Origin of the sequence: Rhizobium sp. BK313 (assembly GCF_014193655.1) — a bacterium.
Classification (GTDB): domain Bacteria; phylum Pseudomonadota; class Alphaproteobacteria; order Rhizobiales; family Rhizobiaceae; genus Rhizobium.
This window is the reverse complement of the sequence record NZ_JACHZQ010000001.1, coordinates 1,890,896-1,905,528: the sequence shown is the minus strand read 5'-3', so window position 1 is coordinate 1,905,528 and position 14,633 is coordinate 1,890,896. Positions and strand designations below refer to the sequence as shown.

Genomic DNA, 14,633 nt, shown 5'->3' with positions numbered 1-14,633 from the left:
TATCGTCCGCTATGCCGACAATGCAGCCGATTCATTTGGGCATGCGGAAGGGCATACGATGGCGGATATGGGTAGCAGCGGCGCGACGGGTGGGCCGGTCGGAGATACGCCGGAATTCGTGCATCTTCGCGTCCATTCCGCCTATTCTCTGCTCGAAGGCGCGTTGCCGCTGAAGAAGATCTTGGCCAAGGCGGGCGGCGACAATCAGCCGGCCATCGCCATCACCGATACGAACAACCTTTTCATTGCGCTGGAGTTCTCACAGAAGGCGATGGACGAGGGCCTGCAGCCGATCATCGGCTGCCAGGTGTCGATCGACATGGAAGACGGTGTGGAGGGCGAGAAGCGCGGTCCGCATCAGGCGCTGGCCAAGCTGCCCTCCATCGTGTTGCTTGCCGCCACCGAGCGGGGCTATGAGCGGCTGGTCGATCTCGTCAGCCGCGCCTATCTCAGCGGTGAAGGCAATCAGGCTGTCCATATCACCGCCTCCTGGCTGAAGGAGATCGGCACGGACGGCATGATCGCGCTGACCGGTTCGCTCGGTGGTCCGGTCGATATCGCGCTGAAGGAGGGCCATGCGCCGCAGGCGCTCTCCCGTCTGCTGGTGCTGAAAGACCTGTTTGGCGACCGGCTTTATGTCGAACTTCAGCGTCACGGCACCTACGATCGCCGCCACGAACAGAAGATGATCGCGCTTGCCTACGAGCACGACGTGCCGCTGGTCGCGACCAACGAGGCCTTCTTCCCGACCCGCGACGATTACGATGCCCATGACGCGCTAATGGCGGTCGCCCACAATGCCATCGTTTCGGACGATACCCGTTTCCGTCTGACGCCGGACCATTATTTGAAGAGCCGCGCCGATATGGCGAAGCTGTTCGCCAATCTGCCGGAAGCGTTGGAAAACACCGTCGAGATCGCCCGGCGCTGCTCTTTCGTCCTTAAGACACGCAAGCCGATCCTGCCGCGCTTTACCGGCGCCACCGACGATCCGGAGGAGGCCGAACGAGCCGAGGCGTCGGAATTGCGCGCCCAGGCGGTCGAAGGTCTCGACCGGCGTCTCGCATCGCTCGGCATGGCGCCCGGCTATGTGGAGAAAGACTATCGCGAGCGGCTGGAATTCGAGCTCAGCGTTATCGAGCGCATGAAATTCCCCGGCTACTTCCTGATCGTCGCGGACTTCATCAAATGGGCCAAGCAGCATGATATCCCGGTCGGGCCGGGCCGTGGTTCGGGTGCAGGCTCGCTGGTCGCCTATGCGCTCACGATCACCGACGTCGATCCGCTGCGTTTCTCGCTGTTGTTCGAGCGCTTCCTCAATCCGTCACGCGTGTCGATGCCGGACTTCGATATCGACTTCTGCCAGGATCGCCGTGAAGAGGTGATCCGCTACGTGCAGGCCAAATACGGCCGCGAGCAGGTGGCGCAGATCATCACCTTCGGTTCGCTACAGGCGCGCGCCGCCCTTCGCGACGTCGGCCGCGTCCTGGAAATGCCCTATGGCCAGGTCGACAAGATCTGCAAGCTGGTGCCGAACAATCCTGCCAATCCGACACCGCTCAGCAAGGCGATCGAGGAGGAGCCGCGTCTGCAGGAGGAAGCTGACAAGGAACCGGTCGTTGCGCGGCTGCTCGACATTGCCCAGAAGATCGAGGGCCTCTATCGCCATGCCTCGACACACGCCGCCGGCATCGTCATCGGCGACCGGCCGCTGTCCAAGCTGGTGCCGATGTATCGCGACCCGCGCTCCGACATGCCGGTCACCCAATTCAACATGAAATGGGTGGAGCAGGCCGGCCTGGTGAAGTTCGACTTCCTCGGCCTGAAAACACTGACGGTTTTGAAGACGGCCGTCGATTTTGTTGCCAAGCGCGGCATTATGCTGGATCTCGCCAGCATCCCGCTCGACGACAAGAAGACCTACGATATGCTCTCGCGCGGCGAGACGGTCGGCGTGTTCCAGGTGGAAAGTGCCGGCATGCGCAAGGCGCTGATCGGCATGCGCCCGGACTGCATCGAAGATATCATTGCGCTGGTCGCTCTCTACCGCCCCGGCCCGATGGAAAACATCCCGGTCTATAATGCCCGAAAGCATGGCGAAGAGGAGATCGAATCGATCCATCCGACGATCGACCATCTCCTGAAGGAGACGCAGGGCGTCATCGTCTATCAGGAGCAGGTGATGCAGATCGCCCAGGTCCTGTCAGGCTATTCGCTCGGCGAGGCCGATCTTCTGCGCCGCGCCATGGGCAAGAAGATCAAAGCCGAGATGGACCAGCAGCGCGAACGCTTCGTCGATGGCGCGGTCAAGAATGGTGTATCGAAGGGCCAGGCGGACGTCATTTTCGACCTGCTCGCCAAGTTTGCCAACTATGGCTTCAACAAATCGCATGCCGCCGCCTATGCCATCGTCTCCTATCAGACGGCCTATATGAAGGCCCACTATCCGGTGGAGTTCCTCGCGGCGTCGATGACGCTCGATATGGCAAACACCGAAAAGGTCAACGACTTCCGCCAGGACGCCAAGCGTCTCGGCATCGAAGTCATCGCGCCATCGATCCAGACTTCGTTCCGTCATTTTGAGACGGGCGAAAACCGCATCTATTATGCGCTGGCCGCCATCAAGGGTGTCGGCGAATCTGCCGTCGACCATATTGTCGAAGTGCGCGGCGACCAGCCTTTTGCAGGCATCGAGGATTTCTGCCTGCGCATCGATCCAAAGCAGATCAACCGCCGTGTGTTGGAAAGCCTGATTGCCGCCGGCGCGTTCGATTGTTTCGACATCGACCGTTCGCAACTGATCGGCGGGCTGGACCGGGTCATCGGCTATGCGCAAGTCGCGCAGGAAAACAAGCGAAGCGGTCAGTCCGACATGTTCGGGAGTGCGGCTTCGGGACCTGAGAAGATCTCGCTCCCGTCCTTCACCCCATGGCTCGCCTCGGAGCGGCTGCTGCGTGAATTCCAGGTGCTCGGCTTCTATCTCACAGCCCATCCGCTCGACACCTACAAGAACGTGCTGAACAAGATGCGGGTGCAGACCTTTGCCGATTTCTCGGCGGCGGTGAAGCAGGGGGCCAGCAACGGCCGACTGGCTGGCACTGTCATCTCGAAGCAGGAGCGCAAGACGCGTACCGGTAACAAGATGGGCATCTTCGTCTTCTCCGATGCCTCAGGCCAGTTCGAGGCCGTGTTGTTCTCGGAAGTGCTCAATCAATATCGCGACGTGCTCGAAGTCGGCAAATCCTACGTCCTTACCGCACAGGCGGATGAGCGGCCGGAAGGCATCAGCCTGCGCCTGCAAACGGCGCAGTCGCTAGAGGAAAAGTCGCTGCAGATGCAGAAGGCGTTGCGCGTCTATGTCCGCGATTCCGGCCCGCTGAAGGCGGTGGCCGCGCACCTTAATGCCAAGGGCGACGGTCTCGTCTCCTTCATCGTCATCAAGGAGGAGGGCAAGCGCGAGGTGGAGGTGGCGCTGCCGGAGAAATACCGCATTACCCCGGAGATCGCTGCGGCGCTGCGCACCGCGCCCGGTGTGATCGACGTCGAACTGGTCTAGCCCTTTTTCCCAAGCGCGCCGCGGTTGGTGATGGTGATGAAATCAGTCTCGTTGCCGGTTTCCGGGCCGATGCCGGTGTCGGAAATCGTCAGCGACGAACCTGCCGTCAGCAGATCCTCGATCCTGCGCCTGGTGTCGTCGGGGATGGTGATGCGATCGAGCGCGCGGTCGGCGGCGTCAAGCGATTCCGCTTGCGCCTCGCTGGTGATGCCGAGCCGCTTTTTCGCATCCTTGGAAAGATCATCTTCCAGCGTCACGCCGAACCAGTCCGCCTTGCCGTTCACCTTGTCGATCGTGTGGGCGGTGAAAAAATGCGTGCCGAGCGCTTCCTGCGGTTCGGCGATAACTGCAGGTGCTTCGAACAGCGGCTTGAAGTTCTGCCGAACCATGATTTCGCCGTTCGGCGGCTCGCCCTTGCCGGCGACGGCATAGACGGCCTTCATCAGAGCCGGGCTGACAAGTCCGCCTGATGTCGTGATGTTATGCGCCTTCTTGAAGTCCTCGATAGCCTCCACCGTCGCTGGTCCGAGCATGCCGTCCGGTGTGCCGGTCGCAAAGCCCATGCCGTTCAACAGCCCCTGCAAGTCGCGAACATTTTCGCGCAGACCGCGGCGGGTGATGAGGATGCCAAGCGGAGCCTGATCGACGGCTGCTGCTTGTGCGGCTTGTGGCATGGGCAGGGCGGCGACATCGTTGGTGGCGACCTGCACCGGTTGCGCCTGCAGCAGGAAGGTGGCCGTCGTCGGGCGCAGTTCGAGATCGGAGAAGAGAGCGGCGGCGGGCGCTACTTCAGGCTGGAACAGCATGGCATGTTCGAACGGCTGCGGCACCAGCGGCTGGTCGGCGATGACGACATGCACGCCGCGTTCAGTCATCTGGTAAAGCATCTTGGCAAAAGCCTTGGGCATACGCACGCAGCCATGCGAGGCTGGATAGTTCGGCACGGAATTGGATTCGTGCAGCGCGATACCGGACCAAGTCAGCCGCTGCATGAAGGGCATCGGCGAGTCCGAATAGAGATTGGACTCGTGATAGACCTCCTTCTCCAGAATGGAGAAGATGCCGCTTGGCGTCGCGTGGCCGCGTTTTCCGGTCGAAACCTTCGACGTCGCCACCACCTTGTCGCCGTCATAGACGGCAAGCGATTGTCGGTCCTTCGACACGACGATCTGCAAAGTGCGGGCATCTTCCGCGCCAAAGGCAGGATGAATGAGGGCTGTGGCCGACAGCAGGCCAAGTCCGAAAAGAAAACGCGACTTCATATACACATACCAAAACGCAATACTCGTATGGCCGCAGGTTAGACTTCGAAGTTTAAGGAAGACTTGAAGACGGGCCCTCCGCCTAAATTGCTTTTTCGTCCCGTCATCAGGCAAAGGCCTGCCTAATAGACGCAATTGCGACAGGATGTATTTTATGTAAATCTTAAATTGCAGAATGGGGAGCCGGGGCGGGCGTTCGACATGCATGTGGACGTGATCGAAAAGCTGGAAGATCTGCGGGCGCTGAAAGACGACTGGGACCGGATCTATGAGATCGACCCGGAAGCGCACTGTTTTTTGTCCTGGACCTGGATGTCGAGCTGGTTTGCCTCGCGTTCTCTACCCTGGCTGGTATTGGTGGCAAGGGAAGATGCTGATGGCGCCTATGTGGCCTTCTTCCCGATCCAGCTCGGCACCGGGCTCGACCGTGGCAAAGGCTTCTACAACACCATCGTCATGGGCGGCTCCTATTTCGCCGCCTACACCGGCATTCTTTGCGATCCCGCCTTTGCCGATGCCGCCGTCTCAGCCTTTGCCGATCGTATTCGGTCCCTTCATTGGAGCAGCCTGCATCTTGACGATATCGATCGGTCGTCCGCGCGGATCGGGTCTTTCCTCGAGTGTTTCCCGCCAACGGACTTTGTCGGCGACAGGGTCAAACGTCCTGCACAGATTTCGGATGCGGCCGAGAGGATCGATCCGGAGATCCATGTCCATGTGACGCTGCCGGCGGATTTCGAATCGTTCCTTCGCGAGAAATTGCATTGGCGGGCTCGGCGGAATATCCGCCAATGCCTGCGCAAGCTGGATGGCTCAGCGGCGTTCCGGATGACTCATGGTGACGCCGGAACCGTCGAAGAGGATTTGGCGACTCTGCTGAGCCTTTGGGAGAAGCAATGGGGATGGCGCAATCCTGGCTATATGCACTACGTCCTCGACAATTCGCGATCCGTTCTGCCGGATTGCTTTCGCGGCGGCGGTCTTTTTCTGCCGATCCTCTGGCATGACCAAATGCCTATAGCGGCTTCCGCCGTACTTCTCGATCGCCCCAGAAAGAGCTTGATCTGTTTCCTGAGCGGGCGGGATGTCACAGTACGCGATATGTCTCCAGGCCTGATGGTGCATGCCTATACGATCCGCTGGGCGATAGAGAACGGCTTTCGAATCTACGATCTCGGTGCTGGCAATTATGCGCACAAGTATATTTTCGGCTCCGTCAGCCGGCGCATCGAGCGTTTCCGAATCGACACAAGGACGGGGCGGAACCTCGGCGAGCGGCTGGACCCACATTGCCTGCCGTTCGTGGTTGCCCGCATCGAAAACCTGCATGCCGCCGGCGATCTGACCGATACCGAGATTGGCTGCCGGCAGGTTCTCGCGATTGAGCCGATGCATAAGGAAGCCTTGACGCTCTACCGTGAAATTGTGGCGTCGCGAATGCTCTGGCAGGCAATCTCATCGGATGATGTTGTCACGAATACCGCCGCCGACAATCAAGGCGCCATCGACCGCGCCGAGGCGGAAAAACAATGTCGCGCTGCGATCGCCGAAAATCCGGGAGACTTCGATGCGGCTCATCGGCTGAGTATACTTCTGTTGCTGCGCAGCGAGGCCAAGGAGGCGGAGGCCGAAATCAGGCGAGCATTGGAGCTTCGTCCCGACTCCGCCGCAGCCCACTGCACATACGGCAACCTTCTCGCCGCGATCAGGGATTTCGAAGGCGCTATTGTCCGCTATGACCAAGCGATCGCCCTGGAGCCAGGTCATGCGATTGCCTATAACAACAAGGGCAACGCGTTGCGCCGCCTGGGGCGTTCCGACGAGGCGCTGGCGAGTTATGAAAAGGCGATTGCGATCAGGCCGAATTACGAACAGGCGCTCGCCAATCGAGCTGCGCTTTTCGATGAAGAGACGGACATGCTGCCGGCCGTCGTTCAGCTCTCGCGCTTGCCGCCGAATGTGTAGCCGGTTTCGACCGTTTTGTTGCCGAACTTTTCCCTGAGCTTGTCCATCGCCGCTTCCGCTGCGGCGCGGCGGGTTGCCTGTTCGTCAACCAGATCGGGCGGATCAGCGCGCGCGGCGTCACAGAGGTCGGAGACGCCGATGCCGATCAGACGAAACTTGGTGCCGTCCGTTTCATGTTCGAGCAATCGCAGGCCGGTACGGAAAATACGATCGGCAAGCTGGGTCGGGTCCTCCAGCCGGCGGTTGCGGGTGCGGCTTTTGAAATCGGCCGATTTCAGCTTCAACACGACCGTCTGCCCCGCGATGCCGCTGCGCTTGAGGCGACGCGATACCTTCTCCGAGAGATCGCGCAGGATCGGCACCAGATCGTCGTGGCGGGAAATGTCGTCGAAGAAGGTCGTCTCCGACGATACGCTCTTTGCCGCCTCGTTCGGATGCACCGTGCGATCGTCGATGCCGCGCGACAGACGGAAAAGCCGCTGGCCGATGACGCCGTAGCGGCGCATCAGGTCGCCTTCCGCCATGGTCTGGAGCTGGCCGATGGTGCGGATGCCGTCGCTTTCCAGCGTCGCCGCAAAGGCCTTTCCGACGCCCCAGATGGTGGTCACCGGACGCGGCTCCAGAAACGATACGGCCTCCTGCCGCCCGATGACGGAAAAGCCGCGCGGCTTCTGCAGGTCGGAAGCGACCTTGGCGAGGAATTTGCAATAGGAAAGGCCGACCGAAATGGTGATGCCAATCTCGCTTTCGATGCGCTTGGCGAATTTAGCCAGGATGCGAGCCGGCGGATCATGGTGCAGGCGCTGCGTGCCCTCGAGCTCCAGAAAGGCCTCATCGATCGAAAGAGGCTGCACCAAAGGTGTCAGCTCCTGCATCAACATGCGCACCTCGCGGCCGACGCGGACATATTTCTCCATGTTCGGGCGGATGACGACCGCCTGCGGACAGGCCTCCAGCGCTTTGAACATCGGCATGGCCGACCGGACGCCATGGATGCGGGCGATGTAGCAGGCTGTGGACACGACGCCACGCTTGCCGCCGCCGATGATGACCGGCTTGTCGGCCAGTTCCGGATTGTCGCGCTTCTCGATTGAGGCATAGAAGGCATCGCAATCGATATGCGCCAGCGTCAGCCCGTAGAGTTCGCGATGATAGGCTAGGCGCGGACTGCCACAGGCCCGGCAACGCGTGCGCTCGACCGATTGCTCGCTCAGGCAATCGCGGCAAAAACCGGAAACTTTGTCGGGCGCGCTGGTCATAAAAATAGAACAAAAATTGAACATCGCTACCTTATGTTTTAAGCTCGTGAGTCTCAAGACGGAAAAGAGCAGAGGAGGGGATGTTGCAGGAATTGAAAGCATTGCCGTTGACGTCGGATCGCTGGGACGATTTCGAAACGCTTTTCGGACCGAGCGGCGCCTGCTACGGGTGCTGGTGCACCCATTTCCGTGTTCCGACATCCGACCGCAAAACGATGGATGGTGCGGCGAAGAAAGAATTCATGCAGGCTCGGGTCGCTGCCGGCCCGCCGCCCGGACTTCTCGGCTATATCGGCGAGCGTCCGGTCGCCTGGGCGCAAGTCGGCCCGCGATCGGAGCTACCCCAGTGGAATTCTCCGAAAACCGTATCACGGCCGCTCGATCCGGCTGATGCGGAAGACAACTCGGTCTGGGCCGTGAGCTGCTTTTTCATGAATTCGCGCGATCGCGGCAAGGGATATAGCCATCGCATGCTTTCGGAGGCGGTGAATTTTGCCAAGGCCTCCGGCGCACGCATTCTGGAGGGCTGTCCGATCGAGCGGACGAAACAGTCGAAATCTGTCGGCCTCTATGTCGGCTCGCTGCGCATATTCGAGGCGGCCGGTTTTTCTGAAGTTGCGAAACGAAAGGACGGGCGACCTTTGATGCGCCTTGTTCTCTGATGCCGGCGCGGGCGAACTCAGCGGGCGATATGGGCGTGGATCAATGGCGCCGCCTGAGCCCAATCGTTCGCTTGGGGAATATCGGCCGCGACAGCCGGTGCCATGCGGTGGACGATCGAATCCGGCCTCAGATTGATGAGAAGGCAGCTTGCGACGTGGTCGCGAACCGAATGCAGATTATGCGCCATATCATCGACGAAGGCGACGGGCAGCGTGCGCTCGCCGTGCAGTGCCTGCACGATCGGCCCCTTCGGCTGCAGCGAGGCGAGCAGCGGATAGGCGAGACCCAGCCGGTCGAGAAGGCGGCGGCGTTGAGCCCAGAATTGCGGCGGCATGGCGGTGAGGAAGACGATATCGGCGTCTTTGGAGAAGGCGCCGAGGGTATCGATGACGCGATCGAAGGGCGTCTGCCACTGTTCCTGCGCTTCGAAAAAGGCGCCGATCAGGCGATGGACTTCCTTTTCCTCGAGCGCAGCGCCACTGGACTTCGAAATGACATTGCCGGTCAGCCGGAACGAACGCGGCAGGAATTCATGGCCTTCTCCATCGAGAAAGACCAGGAAAGGCGCAAAAAAGTGCAGCACGACATCATCGACATCGCAGACGATCAGCGGCCGGTCTCCAAGGCGGACATGCGATGTGTCCAATTCGACTGGGGCGTCCACCGTCAATATTCCCCTGAGGATAGGCCGGGCGGCGAGAAATGCGCCGAGGCGGCGGCAACTGTTTCCGGCGCGATTCCGGTTGCTTGGCAGAAAGCAAGCAATGTCGGCTCGTGGTTCATCAGAAAATCCAGCATGCCTGCAAGAAAAGCGGGTTCGTTGATGGCATTGCGCACCTGTGCCGGTTCGACGCCGGTCAAGGCCAGGAAGCGGCCGAACATGTCCGGTTCATTGACGAGCCAGCCAAGAACGGCGATCGCAGTTTCCTGCGGGTCGGCAGCCGCTTTCTTCGAGTTCTTGAAGTTACTTTGCATTTTGAGGGGTAAGTTACCTATTTTTCAACCAAATGCCGCTAGTGTCGGATTCAAGTATTTCTGGAATCGATTTCTCGCGACCTTATATTTTCATAGAATGGATGCAATACCGGATGCAGGGACAGCTCTCCATGCCTAAGCAAGTGATGATTGTAGAAGACAACGAGCTCAATATGAAGCTCTTTCGCGATCTGATCGAGGCGTCCGGCTACACCACGATCCAGACCAGAAATGGCATGGAAGCACTTGATCTTGCTCGCAAACATCGCCCGGACCTGATCCTGATGGATATCCAGCTTCCCGAAGTCTCCGGGCTGGAGGTGACGAAGTGGCTGAAGGAAGACGATGATTTGCACGTCATCCCGGTGATCGCGGTGACCGCCTTTGCGATGAAGGGCGACGAGGAGCGCATTCGTCAGGGTGGCTGTGAAGCCTATGTCTCCAAGCCGATCTCCGTCCCGAAATTCATCGAGACCATCAAGACTTATTTGGGCGACGCCTGAGCGCGGGGAAAGACTGATGACCGCGCGTATCCTGGTGGTTGACGATATTCCCGCGAATGTGAAGCTTCTCGAAGCGCGGCTGCTGGCCGAATATTTCGACGTGCTGACGGCTGAGGACGGCTTGAAGGCGCTCGCCATCTGCGACAGCACCCAGGTCGATCTCATCCTGCTCGACATCATGATGCCCGGCATAGACGGTTTCGATGTTTGCGAGCGGCTGAAGTCCGATCCGCGTACCTCGCATATCCCTGTGGTCATGGTTACGGCGCTCGATCAACCGGCCGACCGGGTGCGTGGTCTGAAAGCTGGTGCCGACGATTTTCTGACCAAGCCGGTAAACGACCTGCAGCTCATTTCACGGGTCAAAAGCCTACTGCGCTTGAAGACGCTCAGCGATGAGTTGCGCATGCGTAGCGAGACGGCGCGCAACTTCGGCATCGACGACTTGCTGCGCCTGGGCGATGGTCGCGCGGATGAGAACGGCCATGTGCTGCTGGTCGACGGCCGCGCCAATTCGCAGGAGCGCATCATCCGCGCTCTGAAACCGATTGCAGAGGTGACGGCAACATCCGATCCGCAGGCGGCCCTGTTCGAAGCTGCGGAAAGACCGTTTGAGCTCGTCATCGTCAATTCGAATTTCGATGACTACGACCCGCTACGGCTTTGCTCGCAGCTCCGCTCGCTTGAGCGCACGCGCTTCCTGCCGGTGCTGCTGGTGACGGAGCAAGGGGCTGACGAGATGATCGTCCGGGCGCTCGATCTCGGCATCAACGACTATATTGTCCGCCCCCTCGATCCGAACGAGCTGGTTGCCCGCTGCCTGACACAGATCCGCCGCAAGCGGTACAACGACCGTCTGCGCGCGAGCGTGCAGCATACGATCGAGCTGGCCGTCACAGACGCGCTCACCGGCCTCAATAATAGACGCTATCTCGACAATCACCTGAAGATCCTCTTCAATCGCTCTCTGACACGCGGACGGCCTCTTTCGGTATTGATTACCGATATCGACCGGTTCAAGCAGGTGAACGACACCCATGGCCACGATGCCGGCGACGAAGTGCTGAGGGAGTTTGCAGCTCGTATCCGCTCCACCGTACGCGGCGCCGATCTGGCCTGCCGCTACGGCGGCGAGGAATTCGTCGTAGTTATGCCGGATACGCCCCCCGAGGTTGCTGCCACCGTTGCCGAGCGCCTGCGCGCAGCCGTGGAGACCATGCCTTTCACGCTGCGGGACTCAGGGGTTGCGCTCAATGTCACCGCTTCCTTTGGTATTTCATCACGTTTGGAGACGGTAGAGACACCTGAGCATTTGATGAAGCAGGCCGATCGCGCCCTATACGAGGCCAAGAACGCCGGCCGCAACCGGGTTGTTGCGGCAGCCGCCTGACCGAAACGATTCAGTACAAATTGAGGGCCCCTTAATATCCACGGGCTTTTCTGAGTTTTGAACAGTGATTAAAAATTTGTAATCTTTGTTCCACAGGCATATGTGCGCCGATATCCCAGCAAGAATAGGCTCTGCAATCGGCCCAACAAGTCCGAAAATATACTTATTATATTGATAGAAATATCATGTCTAATATGTATATATTGCAATAAGTTTGATGGATTGCAAGTTTAATTAGTAGAAATCTTTGAGTATTCCATGCATAACATAACTGTCATTATAGTATGCAAATATGCTTAAATATCTGTAGTGAGAATTTGCTATGCCTACGATAGTTATCTCTTCGATTTTGAGATGTACTCGCTTTTGGATTGTTATTTTTTCAAGCAATAGAATTCAGTGAAAACGGGAATTTTAACCATCCGGCCAGACAAGAATTTTTTATCATTAAGAATTTGTTGATTTTCTTTCGATTTCGCGCAAATTTAGTCCCATACAAGGATAGCCCACAAGGGGCATGGAAATACCCCATGATGCTCAGGTCCGCCGCATCTCCTGGGTCGTGGGGTCGGTCGGCTGGCAGGCAATTTCAAGCGGTTCCTCGTGCCGTTTTGCATGCTAGCCGGCCCCCAACTTAAAACGCCGCCTTCCAAACGAAGTGCGGCGTTTTTCTTTGCTGTTTAATATCAGAAAGTTGAATTTTAGGAGAGACTGTTGTTCTGAAGCCTTCATGAGGTTTTGCACAGAAAAAGAAAGCCGCCAAAAGAAAAAGGGCGCTAACCTTACGGTTGCGCCCTTTTGTAATCAGAAGTTTAGGAAACTTACTTGATCTTCGTTTCTTTGAATTCGACGTGCTTCTTAGCGATCGGGTCGTACTTCGTCTTCGTCATCTTGTCCGTCATCGTACGGCTGTTCTTCGTCGTGACGTAGAAGAAACCGGTGTCGGCCGTCGACAGCAGCTTGATCTTGATGGTGGTAGCCTTGGCCATGGTCGTCCTGCCTTTAAGAAAAATGAAAGCCGTGGACGGCCAGTGCGGAGGTCCACGGCAAATTCTGGCGCGAAACTACAAATCGCGCCCAAAAAGTCAACCCCTGCTGCCCATGAAAAGCAGCCGTATCGCCGAAAGCAGGACATAAAGCCCAAAGAAAAAGGCGATTGCCCAGGCAAAACCGCTGGGGTTGGCAATATCCATGGCAGTGCCGATCGTGGGTGGGCCGAGGACCATGCCAATCGCATAACAGAAAACGAAGGCGGCATTGGCTGCCACAAGATCTGCGCCCGTCAGCCGCGTTCCGAGATGGCTCAGGCCGACCGTATACATGCCGGAGACGCAGCCGCCCCAGAACAGCAGGATAACCGCCAGAAGTATCCAATTGGAGGCAAGCGAGGGCAAGAGAAGCGCGCCGACCAGTCCGATGGCTGCCATGATCGATAGCAGCGGCCGCTTGTCGCGCAGGTGGTCTGCAAGCAGCCCCAGGGGAATCTGAAAGACGAAGTTACCGACGCCCATCACGGTCAGCAGCAGTGCGGCCTGCGATTCGTTGAAACCCAGACGAGTCGCATAGCTGGTGAACAATGACCCGCCACCGACGGTCACGGCGCCGAACACGAAGACCGCGGCCGTGGCAGTGGGCACCAGGAAGACATAGCGGATGAAATGCAGTTCCGGCTTTTCGTCGACGATGGGGCTCTCGTTGCGGGCGATGAAGATCGGAATGGTCGCCGCCAGAATGATGCAGGCGCCGATGGCGAAGGGCATCAGCCCCTCGCTGCCGACCAGCGAGAAAAGCAGGGGACCGGCCGCGAAGCCAAGCGAGAAAACTGTGGAATAGAGACCGAGAACGAAGCCGCGCTTGGAGGGCGGGGAGGCCGCATTGATCCAGAATTCCGACAGGATGAACAGGGTGGTGGTGGCTCCGTGGAAGATCAGGCGCAGCGGAAACCAGAGCAGCAGACTTTCGGCGTAATAGAATCCCAGGGAACTCAGTGCGGAGAGTACGACGGCCCAGATCATCGTCTGCACGACACCGAAGCGGTGGGCAAGCTTGGTGGTGATCAGGGCCGCTATCATCGCGGCAACCCCCATCATCGCCGTGTTCAGGCCGATCAGGCTCGAGGGAATGCCGCGTTTTTCCAGGATGATGCTGAGAAGCGGAAGGCCGAGGCCGATGGCGATGCCGACCGCGGAAACGGACGAAATGGCGGCGACGAGCGAAGGCCAATGAATTTCTTCGACATGGCCGGCCTTGCCGTTCGTCGGTTCAAACATGAATTGATCCTTAGAGCATGTGGCGAACGAATCGTTCGCAACGCAGGAGATAGAAAGGCACGGCACGGCCAAATCTAGGTGACGGGTCGGCTTTCATGGGATCGATCACATCCTCCGGAATGATCCTCTCGACGCCCGGCATGTTCAGACAAGAAATGCCGCCGATGTCAAGCCATTGGAGATCAAGCAATTCCCGCGAATCATGAATATGCGGTGGATCGACACCGGTTCTGTCCGAAGGGAGTAACGGCGCACGCCAAGTCCCGCCAGCCAGCAAGGCTGGTGATATCAGTTCGAGTACATCGTTCACGACCGGCCGTTCCCCTGATCCCATTCTTCCGGACTGTCGTCATGGCCGCCGAAGCCATGCATCCGCAGTGCCCATTGTAGGCCGATGACGCCGCCTTTGATCGGTTGGATTGCGGCGAGTGCGGTGATCACCGTAATCGGGGCCCAGATGGCGAGATGCGCCCAGATCGGCAGGTGAAAGGCCATATCCGTCAGCATATAGCCACCGACCACGAGATGGCCGAGCACCAGGATCACCAGATAAGGTGGCAGGTCGTCGGCACGCTGATGGAACAGCTCCTCGCCGCAGACAGCGCACCGGTCGACAGGTTTTAAGAAAGCGCCGAAGAGTTTCCCCGTGCCGCAGTGCGGACAGCGGTTCAACAAGCCGCGGACAATCGAGCGCCCGAGCGGGCGTTCAGCCTCATCGGGGCCGCCATAGCGGATAATGGGATCGGACGGGCTGCTCGTCATGAACGTTTCCTTCCTGCCGGCAGCCGCC

The 14,633-nt window shown here is 58.8% G+C and carries 13 protein-coding genes; 5 read left to right on the top strand and 8 right to left on the bottom strand.

The window, feature by feature from the left end:
• Positions 1–58: 58 nt before the first annotated feature.
• Complete coding sequence (gene dnaE / locus FHT86_RS09140; protein WP_133706502.1) at positions 59–3,556, top strand: DNA polymerase III subunit alpha; 3,498 nt, start codon at positions 59–61, stop codon at positions 3,554–3,556.
• Here the strand turns inward: dnaE and FHT86_RS09135 are convergent.
• Positions 3,553–4,818, bottom strand: a complete 1,266-nt coding sequence (locus tag FHT86_RS09135; RefSeq protein ID WP_133706501.1) for a L,D-transpeptidase family protein — start codon at positions 4,816–4,818, stop codon at positions 3,553–3,555. The genes dnaE and FHT86_RS09135 overlap by 4 nt on opposite strands.
• A 201-nt stretch (positions 4,819–5,019) precedes the next feature.
• Between FHT86_RS09135 and FHT86_RS09130 the strand changes: the two genes are divergently transcribed.
• Entirely contained in the window at positions 5,020–6,783 is a 1,764-nt protein-coding gene (locus FHT86_RS09130) for a GNAT family N-acetyltransferase (protein ID WP_133706500.1), read from the top strand.
• Here the strand turns inward: FHT86_RS09130 and FHT86_RS09125 are convergent.
• Positions 6,753–8,042: a DNA polymerase IV gene (locus FHT86_RS09125; RefSeq protein WP_133706499.1), complete on the bottom strand. Its 1,290-nt coding sequence runs from the start codon at positions 8,040–8,042 to the stop codon at positions 6,753–6,755. The genes FHT86_RS09130 and FHT86_RS09125 overlap by 31 nt on opposite strands.
• Before the next feature lie 80 nt (positions 8,043–8,122).
• Between FHT86_RS09125 and FHT86_RS09120 the strand changes: the two genes are divergently transcribed.
• Entirely contained in the window at positions 8,123–8,704 is a 582-nt protein-coding gene (locus FHT86_RS09120) for a GNAT family N-acetyltransferase (RefSeq protein WP_133706498.1), read from the top strand.
• A 17-nt stretch (positions 8,705–8,721) separates the two neighbouring features.
• Here FHT86_RS09120 and FHT86_RS09115 read toward each other — a convergent pair whose 3' ends face one another.
• On the bottom strand, positions 8,722–9,369 hold the full coding sequence (locus tag FHT86_RS09115; RefSeq protein WP_133706497.1) for a hypothetical protein: 648 nt from the start codon (positions 9,367–9,369) through the stop codon (positions 8,722–8,724).
• Between the two features lie 2 nt (positions 9,370–9,371).
• Entirely contained in the window at positions 9,372–9,680 is a 309-nt protein-coding gene (locus FHT86_RS09110; RefSeq protein ID WP_133706496.1) for a DUF3572 domain-containing protein, read from the bottom strand.
• Positions 9,681–9,811: 131 nt separating this feature from the next.
• On the opposite strand from FHT86_RS09110, the gene FHT86_RS09105 reads away from it, so the two are divergent.
• Together FHT86_RS09105 and FHT86_RS09100 are read left to right on the top strand one after the other, a co-directional pair.
• Positions 9,812–10,183 (top strand): response regulator, encoded by a 372-nt coding sequence (locus FHT86_RS09105; protein ID WP_028754034.1) that lies wholly within the window; start codon positions 9,812–9,814, stop codon positions 10,181–10,183.
• 16 nt (positions 10,184–10,199) lie between these two features.
• Positions 10,200–11,573, top strand: a complete 1,374-nt coding sequence (locus tag FHT86_RS09100; protein ID WP_133706495.1) for a PleD family two-component system response regulator — start codon at positions 10,200–10,202, stop codon at positions 11,571–11,573.
• An 821-nt stretch (positions 11,574–12,394) separates the two neighbouring features.
• Here the strand turns inward: FHT86_RS09100 and rpmG are convergent.
• The 4 genes from rpmG to FHT86_RS09080 all read right to left on the bottom strand — a co-directional run bounded on the left by rpmG (position 12,395) and on the right by FHT86_RS09080 (position 14,605).
• Complete coding sequence (rpmG, locus tag FHT86_RS09095) at positions 12,395–12,562, bottom strand: 50S ribosomal protein L33 (protein ID WP_003587245.1); 168 nt, start codon at positions 12,560–12,562, stop codon at positions 12,395–12,397.
• 96 nt (positions 12,563–12,658) lie between these two features.
• On the bottom strand, positions 12,659–13,843 hold the full coding sequence (locus tag FHT86_RS09090) for an MFS transporter (protein WP_133706494.1): 1,185 nt from the start codon (positions 13,841–13,843) through the stop codon (positions 12,659–12,661).
• 10 nt (positions 13,844–13,853) lie between these two features.
• Complete coding sequence (locus FHT86_RS09085; protein WP_133706493.1) at positions 13,854–14,153, bottom strand: hypothetical protein; 300 nt, start codon at positions 14,151–14,153, stop codon at positions 13,854–13,856.
• Positions 14,150–14,605, bottom strand: a complete 456-nt coding sequence (locus FHT86_RS09080; RefSeq protein WP_133706492.1) for a DUF983 domain-containing protein — start codon at positions 14,603–14,605, stop codon at positions 14,150–14,152. The genes FHT86_RS09085 and FHT86_RS09080 overlap by 4 nt, the downstream gene beginning before the upstream one ends.
• Positions 14,606–14,633 lie beyond the last annotated feature (28 nt).